This is a genomic window from Poseidonibacter parvus, from assembly GCF_001956695.1.
GTDB classification, from domain to species: Bacteria; Campylobacterota; Campylobacteria; order Campylobacterales; family Arcobacteraceae; genus Poseidonibacter; species Poseidonibacter parvus.
The window spans coordinates 1,817,572-1,839,181 of sequence record NZ_CP019070.1 but is presented as its reverse complement, the minus strand read 5'-3'; the positions used below and the strand labels follow the sequence as shown (position 1 = coordinate 1,839,181).

The 21,610-nt window shown below is 28.1% G+C and carries 22 protein-coding genes; 13 read left to right on the top strand and 9 right to left on the bottom strand.

Annotated features, from left to right (window positions below; translation table 11 throughout):
- Nucleotides 1–20 precede the first annotated feature (20 nt).
- The 3 genes from LPB137_RS09160 to hemP all read right to left on the bottom strand — a co-directional run bounded on the left by LPB137_RS09160 (nucleotide 21) and on the right by hemP (nucleotide 2,415).
- Entirely contained in the window at nucleotides 21–1,964 is a 1,944-nt protein-coding gene (locus tag LPB137_RS09160; protein ID WP_237671639.1) for a TonB-dependent receptor domain-containing protein, read from the bottom strand.
- 20 nt (nucleotides 1,965–1,984) lie between these two features.
- Complete coding sequence (locus LPB137_RS14630; protein ID WP_076087284.1) at nucleotides 1,985–2,191, bottom strand: hypothetical protein; 207 nt, start codon at nucleotides 2,189–2,191, stop codon at nucleotides 1,985–1,987.
- A 92-nt stretch (nucleotides 2,192–2,283) separates the two neighbouring features.
- Nucleotides 2,284–2,415 carry a hemin uptake protein HemP gene (gene hemP, locus LPB137_RS09150; protein WP_076087282.1) on the bottom strand — a complete coding sequence of 44 codons (132 nt, stop codon included), beginning with the start codon at nucleotides 2,413–2,415 and terminating at the stop codon, nucleotides 2,284–2,286.
- 173 nt (nucleotides 2,416–2,588) lie between these two features.
- Here hemP and LPB137_RS14040 point away from each other — a divergent pair, with 173 nt between their 5' ends.
- From LPB137_RS14040 to LPB137_RS09130, 3 genes are read left to right on the top strand one after another with little or no spacing between them, the layout of a single operon-like run.
- A complete protein-coding gene (locus LPB137_RS14040) occupies nucleotides 2,589–3,347 on the top strand; it encodes an energy transducer TonB (protein ID WP_083657218.1) in 759 nt (252 codons plus the stop codon).
- A 5-nt stretch (nucleotides 3,348–3,352) separates the two neighbouring features.
- Complete coding sequence (locus LPB137_RS09135; protein WP_083657216.1) at nucleotides 3,353–3,862, top strand: MotA/TolQ/ExbB proton channel family protein; 510 nt, start codon at nucleotides 3,353–3,355, stop codon at nucleotides 3,860–3,862.
- Nucleotides 3,859–4,248: an ExbD/TolR family protein gene (locus tag LPB137_RS09130; protein WP_076087280.1), complete on the top strand. Its 390-nt coding sequence runs from the start codon at nucleotides 3,859–3,861 to the stop codon at nucleotides 4,246–4,248. Before LPB137_RS09135 ends, LPB137_RS09130 begins: the two co-directional genes overlap by 4 nt.
- Nucleotides 4,249–4,256: 8 nt before the next feature.
- On the opposite strand, the gene LPB137_RS09125 is transcribed toward LPB137_RS09130, so the two are convergent.
- On the bottom strand, nucleotides 4,257–4,541 hold the full coding sequence (locus LPB137_RS09125) for a peptidylprolyl isomerase (protein ID WP_076087278.1): 285 nt from the start codon (nucleotides 4,539–4,541) through the stop codon (nucleotides 4,257–4,259).
- A gap of 90 nt (nucleotides 4,542–4,631) precedes the next feature.
- On the opposite strand from LPB137_RS09125, the gene LPB137_RS09120 reads away from it, so the two are divergent.
- Nucleotides 4,632–4,919 carry a hypothetical protein gene (locus tag LPB137_RS09120; protein ID WP_076087276.1) on the top strand — a complete coding sequence of 96 codons (288 nt, stop codon included), beginning with the start codon at nucleotides 4,632–4,634 and terminating at the stop codon, nucleotides 4,917–4,919.
- A 20-nt stretch (nucleotides 4,920–4,939) separates the two neighbouring features.
- Here LPB137_RS09120 and LPB137_RS09115 read toward each other — a convergent pair whose 3' ends face one another.
- Nucleotides 4,940–6,103, bottom strand: coding sequence for a multiheme c-type cytochrome (locus LPB137_RS09115; RefSeq protein ID WP_076087274.1), 1,164 nt, complete (start codon nucleotides 6,101–6,103; stop codon nucleotides 4,940–4,942).
- A 208-nt stretch (nucleotides 6,104–6,311) separates the two neighbouring features.
- Between LPB137_RS09115 and LPB137_RS09110 the strand changes: the two genes are divergently transcribed.
- Entirely contained in the window at nucleotides 6,312–7,007 is a 696-nt protein-coding gene (locus LPB137_RS09110) for a DUF1826 domain-containing protein (RefSeq protein WP_076087272.1), read from the top strand.
- 73 nt (nucleotides 7,008–7,080) lie between these two features.
- Here LPB137_RS09110 and LPB137_RS09105 read toward each other — a convergent pair whose 3' ends face one another.
- On the bottom strand, nucleotides 7,081–7,995 hold the full coding sequence (locus LPB137_RS09105) for an Lcl domain-containing protein (protein WP_076087270.1): 915 nt from the start codon (nucleotides 7,993–7,995) through the stop codon (nucleotides 7,081–7,083).
- Nucleotides 7,996–8,013: 18 nt separating this feature from the next.
- A complete protein-coding gene (locus LPB137_RS09100) occupies nucleotides 8,014–8,346 on the bottom strand; it encodes a hypothetical protein (RefSeq protein WP_076087268.1) in 333 nt (110 codons plus the stop codon).
- Nucleotides 8,347–8,623: 277 nt separating this feature from the next.
- Between LPB137_RS09100 and LPB137_RS09095 the strand changes: the two genes are divergently transcribed.
- Nucleotides 8,624–9,508: a hypothetical protein gene (locus tag LPB137_RS09095; protein ID WP_076087266.1), complete on the top strand. Its 885-nt coding sequence runs from the start codon at nucleotides 8,624–8,626 to the stop codon at nucleotides 9,506–9,508.
- A 217-nt stretch (nucleotides 9,509–9,725) separates the two neighbouring features.
- Nucleotides 9,726–13,994, top strand: coding sequence for a bacteriohemerythrin (locus tag LPB137_RS09090; RefSeq protein ID WP_076087264.1), 4,269 nt, complete (start codon nucleotides 9,726–9,728; stop codon nucleotides 13,992–13,994).
- A 128-nt stretch (nucleotides 13,995–14,122) separates the two neighbouring features.
- Here LPB137_RS09090 and LPB137_RS09085 read toward each other — a convergent pair whose 3' ends face one another.
- Nucleotides 14,123–15,496, bottom strand: coding sequence for a dihydrolipoyl dehydrogenase family protein (locus LPB137_RS09085; protein ID WP_076087262.1), 1,374 nt, complete (start codon nucleotides 15,494–15,496; stop codon nucleotides 14,123–14,125).
- A gap of 126 nt (nucleotides 15,497–15,622) precedes the next feature.
- On the opposite strand from LPB137_RS09085, the gene LPB137_RS09080 reads away from it, so the two are divergent.
- On the top strand, nucleotides 15,623–16,114 hold the full coding sequence (locus LPB137_RS09080) for a hypothetical protein (protein WP_076087260.1): 492 nt from the start codon (nucleotides 15,623–15,625) through the stop codon (nucleotides 16,112–16,114).
- A gap of 60 nt (nucleotides 16,115–16,174) precedes the next feature.
- The gene (locus tag LPB137_RS09075) at nucleotides 16,175–17,734 is read left to right on the top strand and encodes an FMN-binding glutamate synthase family protein (RefSeq protein WP_076087256.1); all 1,560 of its coding nucleotides are present in this window, start codon (nucleotides 16,175–16,177) and stop codon (nucleotides 17,732–17,734) included.
- Here the strand turns inward: LPB137_RS09075 and LPB137_RS09070 are convergent.
- Entirely contained in the window at nucleotides 17,724–18,605 is an 882-nt protein-coding gene (locus tag LPB137_RS09070; RefSeq protein WP_076087254.1) for an RluA family pseudouridine synthase, read from the bottom strand. The genes LPB137_RS09075 and LPB137_RS09070 overlap by 11 nt on opposite strands.
- A gap of 45 nt (nucleotides 18,606–18,650) precedes the next feature.
- On the opposite strand from LPB137_RS09070, the gene LPB137_RS09065 reads away from it, so the two are divergent.
- From LPB137_RS09065 to LPB137_RS09050, 4 genes are read left to right on the top strand one after another with little or no spacing between them, the layout of a single operon-like run.
- On the top strand, nucleotides 18,651–19,139 hold the full coding sequence (locus LPB137_RS09065; protein ID WP_076087252.1) for a GreA/GreB family elongation factor: 489 nt from the start codon (nucleotides 18,651–18,653) through the stop codon (nucleotides 19,137–19,139).
- A complete protein-coding gene (locus LPB137_RS09060) occupies nucleotides 19,136–20,050 on the top strand; it encodes a class I SAM-dependent methyltransferase (protein WP_076087250.1) in 915 nt (304 codons plus the stop codon). Before LPB137_RS09065 ends, LPB137_RS09060 begins: the two co-directional genes overlap by 4 nt.
- 2 nt (nucleotides 20,051–20,052) lie before the next feature.
- A complete protein-coding gene (locus LPB137_RS09055) occupies nucleotides 20,053–20,280 on the top strand; it encodes a cysteine-rich CWC family protein (RefSeq protein WP_076087248.1) in 228 nt (75 codons plus the stop codon).
- A 50-nt stretch (nucleotides 20,281–20,330) separates the two neighbouring features.
- Entirely contained in the window at nucleotides 20,331–21,572 is a 1,242-nt protein-coding gene (locus LPB137_RS09050; RefSeq protein WP_076087246.1) for an L-lactate MFS transporter, read from the top strand.
- Nucleotides 21,573–21,610: the final 38 nt, after the last annotated feature.

The window sequence follows — 21,610 nt, the reverse complement described above, 5'->3', positions numbered from 1 at the left end:
GTATTAAAATTCCTTAATTTTTAGAATGTTACATTCATACTTAACCAAAATTCTCTTCTTTTTTGAGCTAAGTTATAATCATCAATAACATCATCTTCATATGACGAATAAGTAGTGCCCGTAAAATCTTTATCAAATAAATTATTGATTGCACCGTTAAATGTTACATTTTTAGATAGTTTATAAGATCCACCTAAATTAAACATTTGGAAGTCATCATAGTATTTTATAGCTTCACCTTCGTCAGAATCTCTCCATCTACCTTTTTCACCAGACATTTTAAGGAATGTATCAAGTTTAGAATTAACCTGCCAAGCTACTATCACACTATATAAATGTTCTGCGTTTGAACCTAAAGGGTTTCCTGTATCATCTCTTTTTGAATCTGTATATGTATAGTTAGCTTTTAAAGCTAAATTATTTGTAATATTGTATTTTCCAGCGATTTCAATACCTTTTATAACTGCATCACCAATATTTTGTTTTTGACCAGCAATTACACCAAACCCAGTCCATTCATCAGGTACGTCTACACTAATATCAGTTCTTTCGATTTTATCCTTAAAATCATTTTGGAATAATGTCACATTAAAATTATGGCCATTTTCATGAGAATAATATGCAGCAATTTCTTTATTCAAACTTTTTTCTGGTTTTAAATCAGGATTTCCAAACCAAGGTCTAGTTCCTTGTCCTCCAAAACCAGTAACTCCATCATAAAGATCTGTTGTAGCAGGTGTTTTATAACCAGTTGAAACACCACCTTTAAATGTCCAGTTATCATTTAAATCATAAATTGCATAAGCTCTTGGACTTACATTACTACCAAAAGCATCATGATTATCATATCTAAGACCTGTTGTAAATGTAAAGTTATCTGTAATCATCCATGTATCTTCTGTAAATAATGCCCATTGATTATAATCACTTACAATTCCAGCTTCTGTTACAGCATTTTCTGACATTCCAAATACACCATCTTCAACTTCACCTTGAACATATTGAGCACCTACAACTACAAAATGATTTGCTAAAGGCATTTCAAACTTTGCATCATAAGTAGTGTTTTGAGATTTTAATGTTCTTGCTCCTCTTGGCAATAATGCTGCAAACTCAGCATTAGCTAGTGCTTCATCAACACTTTGCCAATCTTCTCCATTACCATCTGTATTATCTGCAACAAATTTTCTTTGTGAAGCGTTTAAAGGTAAACTTCTTCCAAAGTTATTTGATTCAATATGATGGGCACCTATTGTACTTTTTCCTAAATCCCAATCTGCTTGATATGAAATAGAGTATTGTTCTCTTTCCATTCTTTGAGTTTCGGCATATCCAACTCTTTGTGTATCAAAAATAGTTTCATATGAGTCAATTGTTCCAACCTGTCCTTCACTGTTATCATATTTCTGTTTTGAAATATCATAATCAACCCTGATTGTATGCTTATCATTAGGAGTAAATGTTAAACCAGTACCGAATGACCAATTTTGATTGTCCATAGTTTGCCCGGCACCACCAAAACCACTATCATCATTTACAGGTTTAGATTCTTCTTTATCATAATAGCTTCCTCTTAAGCTTAAACCTAGCTTATCTTTTACAAGTGGACCCATTAAAGAAATATCAGAAGTAGTATCATTTCCAAACTCACTTTGACTTTGGAAAGTTTTACCATGAGTAAAAGATCCTGTCCATTCATTAGAGATTTTTTTAGTGATAATATTTACAACACCACCCATAGCATCTGCACCATAAAGTGTAGACATTGGACCTCTAATTATTTCAATTCTCTCTATCATTTCAAGTGGTGGTAAATTTGCACTTTGGAATCCACCAAAATTATTTGGATAGATATCACCATTGTTGTTTTGTTTCTTACCATCAACCATAATAAGTGTATAATCAGAACCCATCCCTCTAATACTAATGCTTCCTTGTCCTGATTTATCTCTAGTTTCACCAATATCAACACCTTCGATATCTTTTACGGCATCAAGTAAGTTTGTATATGGTTTTTTTGTAAATCTTCTTTTGATACAACAGAAATACTAGCAGGCGCGTCTGCTAATTTTTGTTCATATCCAGCAGCAGAACTAACTGTAATATCATCTAGTAAACTGTTTTCATTTGCACTTAATGAAATATTAGCCACTAATAATACTGCAACACTTTTTGCAATTGTTATTTTCATTTTTTCCCTTAGTTAATAATTATTTTAAATTGAAATTGTGGCTGGCTATTTGTCTTGGAGAATTGTAAGATTATTGCTTGCTATATATTTTTTTATTTTGTTAAAATTAATTTGTTCGCTTTTGTTACTCTTAATTGATACTCTTGTCCATCATGAACAATAGTAATAATTTTTGACCGATTAAATATTTCTTTGCTATGAATTTTTTTTTCATTTACTTTCATTAGACTTCCATTGTTTTTTTTATTAATTGTTAACAAAATGTTAATCGGATATTAACAAAGCTATTCTTAAATTTAAATAAAAATGATAATTGTTATCATTAATCTTAAGAAAAAATTTTAAATTTAAATATCAATTAAGATAATTGTTATCAATATTGTATTAGAATTCGCAAATGGAAAATAAAAAAAGCTTTTTAATCATTTTAATTCTTGTAGTTTCAACACACATTTATCTTTTTGCACAGTTAAAAGTAAAAGAAGAAAAAATTGTAATAGCACCTAAACCTACTAATAATAACGTACAAATAAAATTAAATAAAGTTGTTATTAAAAAACAAGAAGTAAAATCCGAACCAGTAGTTGAAGAAAAACAAAAAGTTGTTAAAAAAGAAATTATAAAGAAAAAACTTGTAAAAACAAAAAGCAAGAATATAATTAAGAAAGAAAAAAAGCGTTATAAGAAAAAGAAAAAAGTTGTCAAAAAAAAGATAATTAAGAAAAAGGTTGTTAAAAAAACTATAAAAGATATTCCAAAAGAAAAACCAAAAGAAGTTTATAAAGAAGTTGTTAAACCTCAAACTATTAGTCCAAAAGTAGATAAAAAAGAAAAAGAGATAAACAAAAAAGTACTTAACTCTATAACAAATGAGTATCTATCAAAAGTAAAAAGATTAATAGAAAAAAATAAGAAATACCCTAAATCTGCTAAAAGATTAAAACAAATGGGAAAAGTTTATCTTAGTTTTACAATAGGGAGAAATGGAGAAATCAGAAATGTAAAAATTTCTAAAAGTAGTAAATACAAAAGATTGAATAAAGCTACTTTAAAAATATTGTCAAAAATAAATAAATTTGATCCAATACCAAAAGAATTAAAAAAATCAACTTGGGATATAACAGTTCCTGTAGTTTATAAAATAGTTAGGAGTTAAAATAAATGGAAATAGATTTATTAAGTTATATAAATAGAGGTGGGATTATTGTATATGTCCTTATTTTTTTGAATGTAATTGGTTTTACAATAATGTTTTGGAAGATTATACAACTTTCATTTTCAAAGTTTAGAAAAGAAAAAACTATCAATGAAATTATAGATTTTGTAAAAGAATCAAACAAAGATTTACAAAAAGAATCCATTGATAATATAATTAATAGAAAAATAAAAAAAATGGAATTTGGATTAAATACTGTTAAAATTATTGCTTCAATTGCACCTTTACTAGGTTTATTAGGAACAGTTGTTGGTGTATTAAACTCTTTTGATTCTATTACAAAAAGTGGGCTAGGGGATCCTAGTATTTTTTCAAATGGAATATCAATTGCACTTATTACAACAGTTGCAGGTCTTATTGTTGCTATTCCTCATTATATAGGTTATAACTATATTTATGGAATATTAGATTCAATTGAACTTAAACTTCAAAAAGAGGTTTTAAAAAGATTATGAAAAAAAGAGAAATATTAGTACCTGATATCACTCCATTAATAGATGTTGTTTTTATTTTATTGATATTTTTTATTGTTTCATCAGTATTCAAAAAAGATGAATTAGCATTAGTTTTAAATCTTCCTACATCAAGTGCAAAAGAGATTGAATTAAAGAAAAAAGAAATAATTATTGAAATAAGTGAAAAGAAATTAGCTGTTTACGGTAAAGAAATTTCTTTAGATGAGTTACATGAAAAAATGTTTGAAATAGAAGACAAAACAAGAAATATAATCTTTAGAATTGATAAAGATGTAAGATATGAAAAAGTTGTAGCAGTACTTGATTTATTACAAAAAAATCAGCTATTCAATATATCCTTACTCACAGAAGATATTAAAAAATAGATAATTTTTTAATATCTTGAAGTAATTTCTATTAAATGAAAACCAAACTGTGTTTTAACAGGTCCATGAACTCTTAGTAATTCTTTTGAAAAAACTACATCATCAAACTCTTTAACCATATCACCTTTTGAAAATGTCCCTAAATGACCACCTCTTTTTCCTGAAGAGCATTTAGAAAACTTTTTAGCAGCTTTTTCAAATGTAATATCATTTTGTATTATCTCTTTTTTTAATTTCTTTGCTAGTTTTTCAGTATTTACTAAAATATGTCTTGCAGTTGCACTTTTAGCCATTAAAATCCTTTTTATTGTGTCTTTGTGCAGATTTTATCATGTTTTTATAAATTTAACATATAATACATTAGAAAAAATTAGGGATAAAAAATGAAAAATGAAGAAGTAAAAAAAGAGTTTGCCAAAGTTATATTAAATGCAAAAATAGTTGCATTTTTGTTTTTTATACTTTTAACACCAAATATTGTGATGAAAGTAAAAGGTTTAACAGAAATATTTGGACAAAGTGAACAAACATGGTTTAATGCTGCTATTGCAGGTTTTGTATTGTATTTAGGGTTTACTATTTTTCTATGGAAATGCCCAAAATGTGGAAAATTTCCTGGTCGAGGATGGTTTAGAAAAGAGTGTGCATCATGTGGAGTTGAATTATCATAATTCAACTCTTTTTCTTTTAATTATTGTGCTTTATAAAATTCACTTTTTAAAACATTAAAAGTTGTACTTTCTTTATGGTTTTCAAGTTTTAGTTTTTTTAGTACTTTTGGATTTACTTTGTAATATCCAAAAACAACTTCTACTGTATTTGAGCTATCTAATTTGTAATCAAAAGTTAAAACTCTTTTTTCTTTAGCTTTAATCATTGTATTTTTTACTTCACTATTCGCAAGCCAAGGCATAGTTGCTTTTCCATCTTTTCCAATTATTCTTACAAAACTTCTTTCTTCTTTTTTTATAACTTTACTATCTTTAAGTATTGATATTTTCAACATAGCAACTCTAAGAGGTTGTAAAAATAAGTTATGTGTAGCTTCATTTTTAATTGATACTTCAAAATTACTAAGATTTTGTTTAAAATCAATTTTTATATACTTTGCTAATAAATCTTGATTATTTGTAGAACTTGAAAATCCATGAAATCTGTGAGTCTTTGTAATTTTTATAGAAGTTGCACTTCCTTCGACTTTAGGCATATGACATGAGATACAATTTTTTTCTTCCTTTATATCAACAGCTTTCATATCAACTTCACATAGATTGAAACTATTATTATTTTGAAGTTTATTATGACATCCCATACACATTTTACCTGTGTAGTAGTCTTTATTTGAATAATCAATATGATGAAAAGGAGAACCGGATTTTTTCTTCATCATTCCAAACATTGATGATTCATTTTTAAACTTTTTATCTTTTAATTTTTTATTTTCTTCATTAGCTGAATAATAAACTTTGTTTTTGTCTGTTAATTTATTGTCATTAACTTTTGAATGTTCCTCAATATTTTTAATACTATGACAATATACACATGAAATAGCTTCTTGTGTTTGTACTTCATTTTTAATAGGAAGGGCTTTTTTATCATTTTTTAGATTATTTAAAAGCTCTAGGTCTGTTGGTGTATGACACTTTGCACAAGTATATTTTTCATCTTTTTTATTTGGATGTAAATTCCATACAGCTTTGTGAATAGGGTCTTCATGTATTGATGATTTTCTATGTGATGAGTTATAGAACTCTGAATAAATAGTAGGATGACAAGCTTTACAAGTATTGCTTTTTATATAATCATTTGCATTTAATTCTAAAATAAGAAAAATGACTAATAGAAATATTTTCAATTTTTATCCTTTTGTTTTTTAAAGTATAATTAAAATAAAAAAATAAAAAAATGATATTCATCAATTATAAGTTAGTCTTATAACTTTATATCTCTTTTAGGAACATATTATTTTATTGACTTAAAATACTGCAACTAAGTTGCATTTAAATAATTTATATTACAATTCTAAAATTAAATGCGACAAAGTTGCATAAAAGGGAAGAATAATGCTGAATGAAAAGAATTTCAATTTTGCTGGTCAATCTATTAGCTCCAAACCTTTTGAAACAATGCCAGTAAGCTATGGATATAGGGCTCAGGATAATAATCCAACGGTTTTTGGTGATATCTATCAATCAGATATCAATATAGCTATTTGGCAGCGTAAGTTACCTACGGCTTTGCAAAATTCAGTGAAAACGTTTTTGGAATCAAATCCTACATTTGAAAAAAAAATGATCTTAACTCCACAAGACGCACTCTCACGTGTTAGCGAATCTTTTAATAACAATATGACCGAAGTGAGCGAAGATATTGCCAATCTTGTTGATATGTTTTGTTATTTATTTGAACTTAAACAAGCTGCCATGCGCTTGAATGTTTTAGATCAAGCGATGTGTCCTAAATTTCATGTTGATAGAGTGCCTTGCCGCCTTGTGACAACTTATCAAAGTATAGCCTCAGAATGGCTACCACACGAGGTGATTGATCACACAAAACTAGGGTGGGGTAGTAATGGCTTGCCTGATAGTGAATCGGGTCTTTACCAAAGTGAAAGTGATATCCAGCAACTAAGTTGTGGCGATGTTGCATTACTCAAAGGTACACTTTGGGAAGGCAATGAAAATACAGGCTTAGTCCACCGTTCACCTGTAGTGCCAGCTAATGAAAAGCGTTTGATATTAACTCTGGATTTTAATTGATAAGTGCCTAATTATCGTAGTTTATTTAAGGAAGCTAACAATCACATAGAGTTGAACTTGTTTTTAGAAATATTTACTTTTCATCACTTTGTGGTTCATCACGAACCAATCTAACCCAATTTTTAATTGAAATATAATCACTTGCCATATCTGAAGCTAATTCATAATCAGCTGGTTTACCTATTTTGGGGTCACTTCTTTGTGCTCCAGCACCATGCCAATCAAAGTATTCTGTTGCTTTTGAATTCTTTTTACTCCAAGCTTGTGCAAATGATATATAAGCTCCTGTATATTTAAAATCTCCTTGTGTTGTACTTGTCCAGAAGTAATAAGCATCTTTTGCTGATTCAAATGATTTTAATGTAGTATTAAAAAACTCAGTATTAATAGCTGGAAAATCTTTCTTTTCATAATCCACTAAACTTTGTAACTCTTTAGAGTTTGGTAAGCGCCAATCACTGTAACCTGCTAATTTAGAATTTTTAGCATATTCAAGAGCCTCAACCCAGTTCATTTTCATACCACTATCATTTTTAGACCACATTAGCGAAGTTGATTTATCAGTTACTGTATTATCTTTATTGTCAATATATTCCATATTATATAGTGTAGTATTTCCTCTTACTGCTCGAACAAAACAACCAGGAACAAACATCCCATCACTATCTTTAATAGTAGTTCCATCAAAGAATTTACCAGTTTCATATGATTTTATGTGTCCATCAGAAAAGTTAAAACCAAATACACCTTGAAGTCCACCATTTTTAGTGAAATTTTGAACATCATTTTTTACATAAACTGTACTTGAATAAAATTGACCTGCAAATATCAACCTTTTATCATATTGATATTCAAAATAGTTAGTGTCAATATAAGGTGTGCTCTCTTTTCCACTTTCTGGTTTCATTAATTCACCATCAAAGTTTGCTAAAGAATAAAGCTCTTTTATTGATGGAATACGCCAATCATCATATCCTCCTAAAGTCATACTTTCTACATGTTTTTTTCATTCTTCAAGGTTACGTCGTGTAAAGTCGTGAGCTTTTTGCCATATAAGTCCTGTATTTAAATCAGTAATAGTTCCATCACCATTATCATGATAACTTAATTTTACACCTTTAATAGAAGCATCTTGTCCAGTGTAAAAGCTAGATTTTGATGCATTTAGTACTTCACCTTTTGTATCGTATTGTTTTGATTGACCAGTATCTGGTAAATGAACATTTTTTACACTAGTGATTTTTTCAACTTGAACACTTGATTGTGTTGTTGTACAACCAGTAAATAATGCTAAAGAAATGGCTGCTGCTAATGAAAATAGTTTTTTAGATTTATTCATGATATTTTCCTTTTTTATCATCTGTTTATTTGTCATTTTTTTCTAGTTTTTTTTGTTTTCTTGGATGCTATATGAAATTTTACATCATAAGTCTTAAAATATACTTTCCTTGGAAGCTTTATTAATAAAAATCTAAAGATTACTTGCTACAATTAATTTATGAAAAAGAAAATACTAGACTCATTTTATGCTTTTGAAGAAGCAAAACTAGAAAATAATAGTTAAAATATTTGTTAATTATAGTTTAATTACAATAAAAAAATTTAAGGAAATTACAATGAAAATAAGACACATATCATTTATATCAATATTATATTTAACATCTTTACTTGCTTTTGCAAATGATTCAAGTACAGCATATATAATAAAAGGAAAAGCACAAGTGCAAACAGAAAATTTATTTACTTGTGAAAATGGTCGTTCAAGAACATCACCAATAGGTATTCATACTCTTAATGAAAAAGAGTTTACAGTACCAGGAAAAGTGCAATATGATAAAAAATACTTTGCTAGTGACTTATATAATGAATGTTCTAATGTAAAGCCAAAATCTTTAGCCCAAGTTGACTTATCATCTGTTCCTGTAGCTCAAATTGATGAAGATGGGGAAGTTGTTACAGCTTATATATTTGCAGATAATTATTTTGAATTATTTATCAATGATAAATTAGTAGGTGTTGATTCTGTTCCTTTTACACCTTTTAACTCTAGTATTGTAAAATTTAAAGTTAAAAGACCATACGAAATTGCAATTAAAGTTGTTGATTGGGAAGAAAACTCTGGTTTAGGTAGTGAAAGTAATAGAGGTAAAGCTTTTCATCCTGGTGATGGTGGATTAATTGCTAGTTTTTCTGATGGAACTATTACAAATTCAAATTGGAAAGCTCAAACATTTTATACCTCTCCTATTTATGACTTAAGTTGTGTAAAAGAAGATGGAAATAAAAGAATAACAAAAAATTGTAATACAAAAGGATCGGATGAGTATGAAGAAACTTATTCGTTACATTGGGATATTCCTTTAAATTGGAAATCAAATGAAAAATATTTATCTTGGCCAAAAGCTGTAGAATATACAGAAGATGAAATTGGTGTTGATAATAAAAGATCATATATGAACTTCCAAGAACAATTTTCAGGCTCAGGTGCTTCATTTATCTGATCTAGTAATCTTATTTTAGATAATCTTATACTGTTTAGATATCAAGTTAAGTAGTTTTACTAAGAAAAAGCTTGTTCCAAAAAGACTTAAAATTTGGAGCATCTTTCAAAGGTACAGATTATGAAACTTCTACTAATATTTATTTCATTATTTTAATGCACATTTAAATAAAATATTGATATTCTAGTAATAATTTTAATATGTGAAGAGTTGATTAATGCAAAATATAGATATTTTTCCATGGGATAATCATTTTAATACTGGTATTGAAATTATTGATAATCAACACCGTAAACTTGTAATAATTTTGAATCGTCTTGCAACTATGCTTGCTTACCAATCAACAAATGATAAACTCAATGATATCTTAGATGAACTTATTGAATATACTGTATATCACTTTGAAACAGAAGAATCTATTTGGCATAAACATATGGATGATGATTCTACTAAAGTAGAGCATGAGGCTATTCATCAAAAGTTTATTGATACAATTTTAGAGTTAAAACAACAACAAAATATTAAACCTTTACATGAACTTGCTGATAGTACCTTAAAATTTTTAGCCAAATGGCTCGCATCACATATACTTGAAAGTGATCGTTATATGTCTCATGTAGTATTTGGCTTAGAAGAGGGCTTAAATATTGATGATGCAAAGAAGTATGCAAAAGATAAAATGAGTGGCTCAAGTAAAATTCTTATTGAGATTATTTTATCTATATATTCTACTTTATCTGAAAATACATTACACCTAATGCGTGAAATTAAAAATCATGCTATTTATGAAAACAAAATTTCATCTCAAGATAAATACCAAGAACTACTTATTGAACTTTCAACATCTTTTATTAACCTACCAATAGAACAAATTGATGATGCAATTGAAGACGCGTTAGGAAAAATGTCAAGCTTTGTAGGTGTTGATCGTGCTTATATATTTGACTATGATTTTGTAAATAAAACTTCTTCAAATATCTATGAATGGTGTGAAAAAGATATTCAACCACAAATTCAAGAGTTAAAAAATATTCCTATAGCTTTTATGAAAAATTGGCTTGAAATACACTCTAAAGGAGAACATATACTCATCCAAGATGTTCTTGCTCTTCCTGAAGGCCCAATAAGAGATATCTTAGTACCTCAAGATATTAAAAGTCTTGTTACTTTTCCACTTATGGAAAAAAATGTTTGTAAAGGATTTGTTGGTTTTGATGCAGTAAAGAAGCAGCATATTTTTACTGAAATTGAAATTTCTCTTTTACATTTGTTTAGTGAACTTTTAGTAAATGTTTCTCAAAGAAAAAAAACACAAGAATCACTTAGTCATGAACGAGGCTTCTTAAAAACACTTATCCAAGCAATTCCCGATTTGGTGTGGTTAAAAGACACTGATGGAATCTACATGGCCTGCAACAATCGCTTTGAGGATTTTTTTGGTGCAAAAGAATCAGAGATCGTAGGAAAAAGTGATTATGATTTTATTGAAAAATCTTTAGCTGACCTTTTTCGCAAGAATGATAAAAAAGTTATAGAAAGTGGAAAAGCAAGTGTAAATGAAGAGCAAGTTCCCTTTGCAATAGATGGACATAAAGAGATATTACATACTACAAAAGTACCTATATATGATGCCAATAGGAATATTATTGGTGTTTTAGGAGTAGGTCGTGATATTACAGATCTTAAACATACTCAAAAAGAGTTAGAAACAAAAGAGCATTATCAACGTGCATTATTAGATAATTTTCCTTTTCTTGTCTGGCTTAAAGATGATAACGGAAGGTTTTTAGCTGTAAATAAACCTTTTTGGAATGCTTGTAACATTTCTTCATCAGATTACATTATAGGAAAAACTGATTATGATATTTGGCCAAAAGAGCTAGCTGAGTTGTATTCTAAAGATGATAAAAAAGTTCTTAACTCTAAAAAACCAATGAATGTTGAAGAACAAGTACAATCTAAGGAAGATATCTTATGGATGGAAACTTATAAATCTCCTGTTACTTTAGATGGTAATATTATAGGAAGTGTTGGCTTTTCTAGGGATATAACTGAAAAAAAAGAATTAGAAAAAAATCTTATTATGGAACGTGATCGTTTTGAAAGGTACTTACAAACAGTTGAAGCTATTATTATTTCCATGGATAAATCAGGGAAAATTATTCTTATTAATCGTAAAGGATGTGATCTTCTTGAGTATTCAGAAGAAGAATTGATAGGGAAGCAATGGTTTGATGTTTGTTTGCCTCAACCTATAGGAATGGAAGAAGTGTATCCAGTGTTTTTGGATATTATGGTTGGAAATATGAAAGGGGCTGAGTACTTTGAAAATATAGTTAAATCAAAATCTGGAAAAGAATATCTTATTGCATGGCACAATACTTATCTCAGAGATGATAAAGGTCTTATTATTGGGACACTTAGTGCTGGAGAAAATATTACAATACGCAGAAAAGATGAAGATAAGTTACGTTTAGCTGCAAGTGTATTTTCAAATAGCCGTGAGGGAATTATAATTACATCAAGGGATAATAAAATTCTAAGAGTCAACAATGCAGTAGAAGGTATTACTGGATACTCTAAAGAAGAGTTAATAGGTAAAAATCCAAAAGTATTAAGCTCTGGCAAATATTCAAAAACATTCTATTCTGTTATGTGGGAAGCAATAAATACTCAAGGTTATTGGAGTGGTGAAGTAAGCAATAGAAATAAAAATGGAACAGTTTATATTGAGTTTTTGACAATTAGTGCTGTTAAAGATAGTGAGAATAATATTTCAAATTATGTTGCACTTTTCTCAGACATAACATCAACAAAAGAACAACAAAAAAGATTAGAATATATTGCTCATTATGATGCTCTTACTGGATTACCAAACCGTGTATTATTCTCAGATAGATTGAATCAAGCAATGGCGCAAACACGAAGAAATAAGTCTATGCTTGCGGTTGTATATATTGATTTAGATGGATTTAAAGAGATAAACGATCTATATGGACATGATCATGGTGATATTCTTTTGAGTACAATTTCATCGAGAATGAATGAAGTAACTCGTGATGGTGATACTATTTCACGAATTGGTGGAGATGAATTTGTATCTGTATTAATAGGTTTACAAAAACAAGAAGAATGTATACCAATGCTTAAACGTCTTTTGAGAACATCTTCTGAAGCAGTTCATCATAATGGTTTAACTATGAATGTGAGTGCTAGTATTGGAGTCTCTTTCTTTAGTTATAAAGATAATATAGATGCTGATCAACTTATACGTTATTCTGACCAAGCAATGTATCAAGCAAAGATTTTAGGTAAAAATAGATTTCATATATTTGATTCTATTGAGGATGCTAATATCAGAACTCATCATGAGAAGATTGAAAATATAAAAAATGCACTTTATAATAATGAGTTTGTACTTTATTATCAACCAAAAGTTAATATGAAAACTGGTGAAACAGTAGGTATGGAAGCACTTATAAGATGGGAAGATCCCCTTTATGGGATTAAAACACCAGAAGAATTTTTACCAATAGTGGATGGACATACTTTAAGTATAGAAATAGGAGAATGGGTACTTGAAGAGGCTATTAAGCATATCGAAGAATGGAAAAATCTAGGATTTAATTTTATTGTTAGTATCAACATAGGTGCGATGCATTTACTTCAAGGTAATGTGCTTGAGTATATTAAAACACTTCTTTTAAAATACCCTAAAGTTAATCCTAGTGATTTTAAACTAGAAATTCTTGAAACAAGTGCGTTAGAAGATATTACTCATGTTATTCAAGTGATGAAAGATTGTAAGCAACTAGGTATATTATTTTCACTAGATGACTTTGGTACAGGTTATTCTTCTTTAACTTATCTAAAACGTCTTCCTGCTTCTGAGCTTAAAATAGATAGAAGTTTTGTACGTGATATGCTTCATGATACAGATGACTTAATTATTCTTAACGGTATAATTAATCTTGCAAATACATTTCAACGTGACGTTATAGCTGAAGGAGTTGAAAGTATTGAGCAAGGGTTTCTACTCTTACGTATGGGATGTGAAATTGCACAGGGTTATGTTATTGCCAAGCCTATGCCAATGAATGAGATAATAAATTGGATTAAAGAGTTTAAAGTAAATGAAAAATGGCTCAATTGTCAAGTTATGAATCGTGATGATACTTCTGTTTTATATGCTTTAGTAGAACATAATGAATGGATGAATAAATTTAATCTTTTTATTCAAGAAAAAACTTCAAATATTCCAGAACAAGATCATATTAAATGTAAACTAAACCAATGGCTTTTGGCTATGGATAAAAGCTCTATAATAGAAAGTCACAAGTTAAATACATTAAAAATACTTCATAAAGAACTGTATGAAAAAGCCAATATAATTATTGAAAGTAATAATCTAAATCATCTTAATAATGACATTGAAGAAGTAAGAAAAATACATAAAAAAATGCTAAATATTTTAGAAGAGATTTAAGTATCTTAGAGTTTTGGCTAAAAATTTATAGCAAACTATTTTTTGTGGAACAAGAAGCACTTATATTAGTTTTCCTTGTTCCACAAAGTCTTAATAGTTTTATCAAAAAATTATAATTAAGTAGATACTTATTTATCTTTTTTGTAAGCTTCAACCACTTTTACAGTATTAACAGCAGCTGGTAGTATTGCTTCATTTAATGCTGGATGAATATATAACATCTCTTTTAAATGTCTAATATCATTATCTAAATGCATAACTACTAATATTTGGTGCATCATAGTTGAACTTTCAGGACCTATTAAATGACATCCTAAAATCTCATAAGTATCAGGATTTATTATAAATTTTGTTCTAGGATATTTAAGTCTTGTAGACATTGCTTTTGCACTTGCTAGCCAATTTGTCGTTGATGTAACATATTTGATATTTAGCTCTTTTGCTTTTTGCTCAGTAATACCAACACTTGCAATTTCAGGTTCTGTAAATACAGCATGAGGCATGTATTTGAATTTTAAAGCTTTGCTCTCATTTTCAAATAAGAGTTTTCCTAAGTGATTTACTTCTTGTGCGGCTGCATGTTGTAACATGTGTTCTCCACTTGCATCACCTACTACATAAACACCTTTTGCATTTGTTTCAAAGAATTCATCTCTTTTTATATATCCTCTATCATTTACTTGTATATCTGTGTTTTGTAAATCTAGGCTATCTGTATTTGATTGTCTTCCTGTTGCATAAAGTAAAGCTTGTGATGAATGTTTTGATTTTTGATTTTCTTTGTTTATTAGTATTAAATTAAATTGCTTATCTTTATAATCAATTTCATCAATACTTGTATCAAATAAGATGTCAACATTTTTACTAAACTCTTCTTTAAAAATAGCAGAAATATCACTATCTTCATTACTTAATATTCTTTGACTCCTTACAAGTAGCTTTGTTTCTATTCCAACAGCTGAAAAGAAGTTTGCTAATTCACATGCTATAAAACCAGAACCCACAATTGTAATAGATTTTGGAATTTCACCTTTTAAAGGAAAAATATCATCACTTGTCCAAGCTTTTTCATGTGGAGCTTTTATAGGTTTTGTTCCTGTAGCTATTACGATTTTAGGCGCTGTTAATTCTTCACCATTAACACTTATAATATTATTTGATACAAATTTTCCAGTTCCATAGATTACTTCAACATTTTCATTAAATCTTTTTTTATAAGCAGGGTCTATTTTAGAAATATAATTATTTGTTTCTTCAAATATCTTTTCTACATCAATTTTATTTATTGTTGAATCGATAAAGTGCCTATTTGATTCTTTAATAGCACGTGCAACATGTGCGTAGCCAATTAAAAGTTTTGAAGGAACACAACCTCTATTTGGACAAGTTCCACCAAATTTTGATTTCTCAATTATTGCAACTTTTTTCCCCATTTTAGAAGCACTTACAGCTAAGTTACTAGCACGTCCAGCTCCAATTATTATCAAATCAAATTTTTTCATATTGTTCCTTTATTATTAGTTCTATTATTATAATTAAAATATATTTACTGTTTGTGTATTCATCATCTAACTTAAAATTTCTTGAAAATATTGTATAATAATTAATAAAATTATAAAAGGTAGCTTATGAAATTTTTATTAATATTATTTTTTATATTATTTTCTACATTATCTAGTAAGTCAATAGATAATAATAGCCTAAAGTTAAAAGAAAGTAAGAAAGTCTGGCTAAAATATAAAAAAGAATCTAATAATACTTACACATATTATGTAAATTTTGTATCATGGAGTGGTTTTGGCTATGAGACGCAAATAGAAGTTGAAAAAGGTATCTTTGTAAAAAGAAAGTTTTCTTTATGGAATAAAACTAAAGAAAAAACTTGGATTGAAGAAAAAGAAGAATTAGGAACTCATAAAGAAGGTGCTGCATTAAAATTAATTGATGATTTATATAATGAATGTAGTGATATTTTAGTAAATACCAATAAAAATACAAATAATATTTATTTAAAACTTGATGAAAATGGTTTATTAAAAAAATGTTTATTTGCTCCAAAAAACTGTTCTGATGATTGTAGTAACGGTGTTGAAATTAAAGAGATTAATTTCTCAAAATAGTTATGCTTTTAATCACATTCTCAATATAATAATTAAAATAAATCAAAACAAAGACAAAATATGAAAAAAAATACAAAAAAAGCTTTGATAATCTTAGCTGTAATACTTGGAGTTTGGCTAATTATTGAGGTTTCATTCTTATGGTTAATTATGATTATTTCAGGATTAATTGCTCTAGCAGTTTATGATATGAATCAAACAAAACACTCTTTATGGCGTAACTTTCCGATTGTAGGACGTTTAAGATGGGTTTTTGAAGAGTTAAGACCTCCAATTAGACAATATTTTATGGAATCTGATATTGATGGAGTTCCTTTTAATAGACAAGAAAGAAGTCTAGTTTATAGACGTTCTAAAAAGCTTGTTAGTACTATTCCTTTTGGTACAAAAGTAGATGTATATAAAGCTGGTTATGAATGGATAGGTCACTCTTTAAGTGCTGTAAAAGCAAAAGACTTAGACCATGATCCAAGAATTGTTATTGGTGATACTTTATGTTCGAAACCTTACAGTGCAAGTATTTTTAATGTATCTGCAATGAGTTTTGGAGCGCTTAGTTCAGCAGCTGTAAAATCACTTGGATATGGAGCTAAAATAGGTGGTTTTGCTTTAAACACAGGTGAGGGTGGAATTTCTAAGTATCATCTTGAATCAAATTGTGATTTAATTTGGCAAGTAGGAACTGGATATTTTGGTTGTAGAAATGAAGATGGTACTTTTAATCCTGAATTATTTAAAGAAAAATCAAATTATGAAAATGTAAAAATGGTTGAAATAAAACTATCACAAGGTGCAAAACCAGGTCATGGTGGAATTTTACCAGCAAATAAAAATACTCCTGAAATCGCAGAAGGAAGAGGTGTTAAACCACATACTCAAGTTGATTCACCACCAATACACTCTGCATTTACAAGTGCAGAAGAAATGATGAAATTTATTACTAAACTAAGAGACTTATCAGGTGGTAAACCAATAGGAATTAAGCTTTGTATTGGTAGGAAAGAAGAGTTTATCAATCTTTGTAAGGTAATGCATTTAACAGGTTTAAAACCTGATTTTATTACTATTGATGGTGGTGAAGGTGGAACTGGTGCTGCTCCTTTAGAGTATACTAACTCTGTTGGAATGCCTTTACGTGAAGCTTTAGTTTTTGTAGTTGATGCTTTAATTGGTTTTGATTTGAAAAAAGATATAAAAGTTATTGCTTCTGGTAAGGTTTTAAATGGAATGGATATTCTAAAGAAACTATCATTGGGTGCAGATTTATGTGCAAGTGCTAGAGGTATGATGTTTTCATTAGGTTGTATTCAAGCTTTAGATTGTCATAAAAACACATGTCCAACTGGTGTTGCTACTCAGAATAAAAGGTTAGGAAGTGCCTTAATTGTAGAGGATAAAAAACAAAGAGTCGCAAATTATCATAAAGGTACTATTGAAAGTTTTATTGAATTACTAGCATCTTCTGGACTTGATGATTTTGATAAATTAACAAGAAAACATGTATTTTATAGATTAGATGAAACAAAATATAAAAGATATGATGAATTATATAAACCTTTAACTCCAGGAGACCTTTTAAAAGCTCCTTATCCAAAAGATTTCAAAAGATTTATGAACTAAATTTTTGTTTTGAAACAAACTTATATTTAATATTTAAATATTCAAACTCTAAAGAATAGGCATGAAGAAGAAGTCTTTTATCTCCTGATAAAAGACTTCTCTCTTCTTGTGTAACTTCCTTTTTCAAAATTTTATCTGCAAAACTTTCATCAAGTCCATAAATAGGATCACCTATTATTCTATGTTTAATTGAGTTTAAATGTACTCTTATTTGATGTTGCCTTCCTGTTTTTGGATAAGCGTATACTAGTGTTTGATTTTTCTTTTTATTAAAAGAAATTGGCTCTATAATTGTACTTGAAGGTTTTCCTTTTTCATCAACTTTCATTTTTAATTTTATAATTCCTGTATCATTTGTAATAGGTGAATTTATTTCAATACTATTTTTTAACTCATTTTCTACTAATGCTTTATACGTTTTTTTATATTTTTTCTCTTCAAACATCTCTTTTAAAATCATTTCACTGTATTTATTTTTGGCAATTAATACAAGCCCTGATGTTTCTTTATCAATTCTATGAACTAGCGATGCATTATCATCAAAATGGTATTTGATTTCATCTAATAAAGTATATTCATTATTGATTGAACTAGGATGTACTAAAAGTCCTGATGGCTTATCAAAAATTGCAAAGTGTTCTGTTTGAAAAAGTGGGTTTAAACCTTTTGTTATGGCTTCAAATACATTTACAAAAATAAATCCTGCTTTAACTATTTGTTTTTTTTGTAGTCTTTTATTATCTTGATTTAAAACTTTGCCTTTTGATAAAAGACTTTGGGATAGTTTTAAACAAAGGCCTGCGTCTTGTATTAAAAAATCATCAATTAATTTTTTTTCTTTTACTTCAAATTTTTTTAATACGTATGGCAAACTTAATCCTAATAATTGATTTTAAATATTATACTATAATATCAAATGGCAAAAGAATTAATTACAAGTTTTGGATATGACAAAATTTTAAAAGAGTTTAAACAATTATTAGAAATTGAAAAACCTTATTGGGTAAAGGAAAAGCAAATAGCTGCACAACATGGAGATAGAAGTGAAAATGCAGAATATATTGCAGCTAAAGAGCAAATAAGAAACTTAGATAAAAGGCTTAGGTTTTTAAATAAAATTATTAATAATAGTGAAGTAGTTGATATTTCTAAAATCCCTCATATAAAAGTAAACTTTGGTTCAAAAGTTACAGTTTTTGATTTTATCTTAGATACTAAAAAAACTTATAAAATAGTTGGAACACATGAAACAAATCCTAATGAAAATAAAATATCAAATAAATCTCCATTAGGAAAAGTTTTAATAGCAAAAGAGTTAAATGAAGAGTTTGAGTTTAGAATCAATGATAATATTTATGAATATGAAATATTAAAAATACAAGAATGTAAAGCAGAAGATTTATGAATATAGAAGATTTAGAAAAAATAGTAGTAAAAAACTTAAAAAATACAAATGAAGAGTTTAAAAGAGTTTTTCATGGACGTGGAAATTTGTATGATGATTTTTCTTATCTTACAATTGATTCAATAGATAAAATTTTATTTGTTGTTTTATTTGAAGAAATTGATGAGTCAAAAGAAAAAGAATTACTTTTAAGTATTGAAAATATATTTGATACTTTAGCTCATGATACTTTAGTTTTACAAAGAAGATATTTAGATAAATCTCCTTGTGAAGTATTAAAAGGTGAGCTTAAAAAAGAGAATTTTGCAATATCAAATGCTATAAAACATAAGATAAATTTTTCTAATAAAAATATTGGATTTTTTCCTGATATGAAAGTAGGACATGAGTATATTTTACAAAACTCTAAAAATAAAAATGTATTAAATCTTTTTTCATATACATGTGCATTTTCTTTATGTGCAAGTAAAGCAGGTGCTAAAAATATTGTAAATGTAGATATGCAAAAAAGTGTTTTAACAATAGGACGAGAAAACCATCATATAAATAATTTTAATACTTCAAATGTTCATTTTATGCCTTATAATATTTTAAAATCTTGGAATAGAATTAAAAAACAAGGGCCTTATGACATTATTATAATCGACCCGCCTTCTTTTCAAAAAGGAAGCTTTGCTGCTAGTAGAGATTATGTAAAGATAATTAAAAAATTAGATACTTTAGCAAATGATAATTGTGTTGTTTTATCTGCACTTAATGCTCCAGAACTTGATACTAATTTTATAAAAAATATATTTGAAGAGTTTGCACCTAGTTTTAAATTTGAAAAAAGATTGGATAATTTAGAAACTTTTCCTTGTATCGATGATGAAAAAACTTTAAAAAATTTAATTTTTAAAAAAGAAATATAAAAATGAATTTCAAAGCAAAACTTTGTCCTTTTTGTAAAAAAGATAATAAGTGTGGTGTTTTAAATGCTAGTTCTTGTTGGTGTATGAGTACAAAAATACCAGAAGAATTAAAAGAACTAATACCAAAAGAATCTAAAATGAAATCATGTATTTGTAAATCATGTGTTGAAGAGTTTATAAAAGATTCCACATCATTTAAAACTAAATATCATTTTTTAATAAAATCTTAAAACTTTTCGATACAATTCCTCTAATATTAAGAAAATAGGGGAGAATTATTTTGATTGAAAAAAATAGATGGCTAATGGCTTTATCTGCTGTTGGAGTTCATATTTGTATTGGTTCTGTATATGCATGGAGTGTATATGTAAAACCAATTCAAGAGCAAATGGATTGGACTTTAACTGATGTAACAATTGCATTTAGTATTGCAATATTCTTTTTAGGATTATCAGCTGCACTTATGGGAAAGTTTGTTGAGAAAAATGGTCCTAGAGTGTCTGCAATTATTGCAGCTTCATTATTTGGTTTAGGAACTATTGGTTCAGGACTTGCAATAATGATGGAATCTAAAATGCTTTTATACTTTTTTTATGGAGTATTAGGTGGCTGTGGATTAGGAATTGGTTATATTTCACCAGTTTCAACATTAGTTAAATGGTTTCCTGATAAAAGAGGAATGGCAACTGGACTTGCTATCATGGGATTTGGTTTCGCATCAGCAATTTGGGGTCCAACTATAAAAGTTCTAATAGGTTCAGTTGGAATTGCATGGACATTTATTATTTTAGGGTCTATTTATTTTGTAATAATGTTTGCTTCTGCTTTATATTTAGAAAAGCCAGAAGAGGGTTATTTACCAGAAAAATTCCAGAAAAAAATTAAAGAAGGTAAGAAAAAGTTAAAAGAAGATTTAGCCTTACTTGGTTTAAATGAAGCTGTTAAAACACCAAGATTCTATGGACTTTGGTTAATGTTATTTATAAATGTAACTTGTGGTATTGCAATTATTGGAGTAGCGTCTCCTTTACTTCAAGAAGTTATAGGTATCTCAGCAATTGCTGCAGCTGCTGCAGTTGGTTTAATGGGAATATTCAATGGAGCTGGAAGAATTTTTTGGGCTTCATTATCTGATTATTTAACAAGACCTGTTGTTTATATTATCTTTTTTGCGACACAAGCAATTGCATTTTATATGTTGCCAACAGTTACTGAAATTGTAATATTTCAGTTTTTATTGTTTTTTATTATGTCTTGTTATGGTGGTGGTTTTGCTTCAATTCCAGCATATATTGGAGATATCTTTGGAACAAAAGAGTTAGGTGCAATTCATGGTTATATATTAACTGCATGGGCTGCTGCAGGACTTGTTGGTCCACTTATTATATCTATGGTAAAAGATTCAACTGGTTCATATTCTCAAACTTTATATGTATTTGCAGGCTTCTTTGTTGTTGCTTTAGTAATTTCAATTTTAATGCTTATAAATATAAAACAAATTCAAAAGAAAAAATCTAAATAAGATAAAAATAGTCTTGATTTAAGTCAATTAATTTCAAG

Excerpts from the sequence above, each read along its gene's own strand:
- LPB137_RS09130 (WP_076087280.1), top strand. The coding sequence starts at position 3,859 with ATGAAAAAAAGAGAAATATTAGTACCTGATATCACTCCATTAATAGAT.
- LPB137_RS09120 (WP_076087276.1), top strand. The coding sequence starts at position 4,632 with ATGAAAAATGAAGAAGTAAAAAAAGAGTTTGCCAAAGTTATATTAAAT.
- LPB137_RS09080 (WP_076087260.1), top strand. The coding sequence starts at position 15,623 with ATGAAATTTTTATTAATATTATTTTTTATATTATTTTCTACATTATCT.
- LPB137_RS09060 (WP_076087250.1), top strand. The coding sequence starts at position 19,136 with ATGAATATAGAAGATTTAGAAAAAATAGTAGTAAAAAACTTAAAAAAT.
- LPB137_RS09100 (WP_076087268.1), bottom strand. The coding sequence starts at position 8,346 with ATGAATAAATCTAAAAAACTATTTTCATTAGCAGCAGCCATTTCTTTA.
- LPB137_RS09095 (WP_076087266.1), top strand. The coding sequence starts at position 8,624 with ATGAAAATAAGACACATATCATTTATATCAATATTATATTTAACATCT.
- LPB137_RS09135 (WP_083657216.1), top strand. The coding sequence starts at position 3,353 with ATGGAAATAGATTTATTAAGTTATATAAATAGAGGTGGGATTATTGTA.
- LPB137_RS09090 (WP_076087264.1), top strand. The coding sequence starts at position 9,726 with ATGCAAAATATAGATATTTTTCCATGGGATAATCATTTTAATACTGGT.
- hemP (WP_076087282.1), bottom strand. The coding sequence starts at position 2,415 with ATGAAAGTAAATGAAAAAAAAATTCATAGCAAAGAAATATTTAATCGG.
- LPB137_RS09065 (WP_076087252.1), top strand. The coding sequence starts at position 18,651 with ATGGCAAAAGAATTAATTACAAGTTTTGGATATGACAAAATTTTAAAA.
- LPB137_RS09085 (WP_076087262.1), bottom strand. The coding sequence starts at position 15,496 with ATGAAAAAATTTGATTTGATAATAATTGGAGCTGGACGTGCTAGTAAC.
- LPB137_RS14040 (WP_083657218.1), top strand. The coding sequence starts at position 2,589 with ATGGAAAATAAAAAAAGCTTTTTAATCATTTTAATTCTTGTAGTTTCA.
- LPB137_RS09055 (WP_076087248.1), top strand. The coding sequence starts at position 20,053 with ATGAATTTCAAAGCAAAACTTTGTCCTTTTTGTAAAAAAGATAATAAG.
- LPB137_RS09125 (WP_076087278.1), bottom strand. The coding sequence starts at position 4,541 with ATGGCTAAAAGTGCAACTGCAAGACATATTTTAGTAAATACTGAAAAA.
- LPB137_RS09110 (WP_076087272.1), top strand. The coding sequence starts at position 6,312 with ATGCTGAATGAAAAGAATTTCAATTTTGCTGGTCAATCTATTAGCTCC.
- LPB137_RS09075 (WP_076087256.1), top strand. The coding sequence starts at position 16,175 with ATGAAAAAAAATACAAAAAAAGCTTTGATAATCTTAGCTGTAATACTT.
- LPB137_RS14630 (WP_076087284.1), bottom strand. The coding sequence starts at position 2,191 with ATGAAAATAACAATTGCAAAAAGTGTTGCAGTATTATTAGTGGCTAAT.
- LPB137_RS09105 (WP_076087270.1), bottom strand. The coding sequence starts at position 7,995 with ATGACTTTAGGAGGATATGATGATTGGCGTATTCCATCAATAAAAGAG.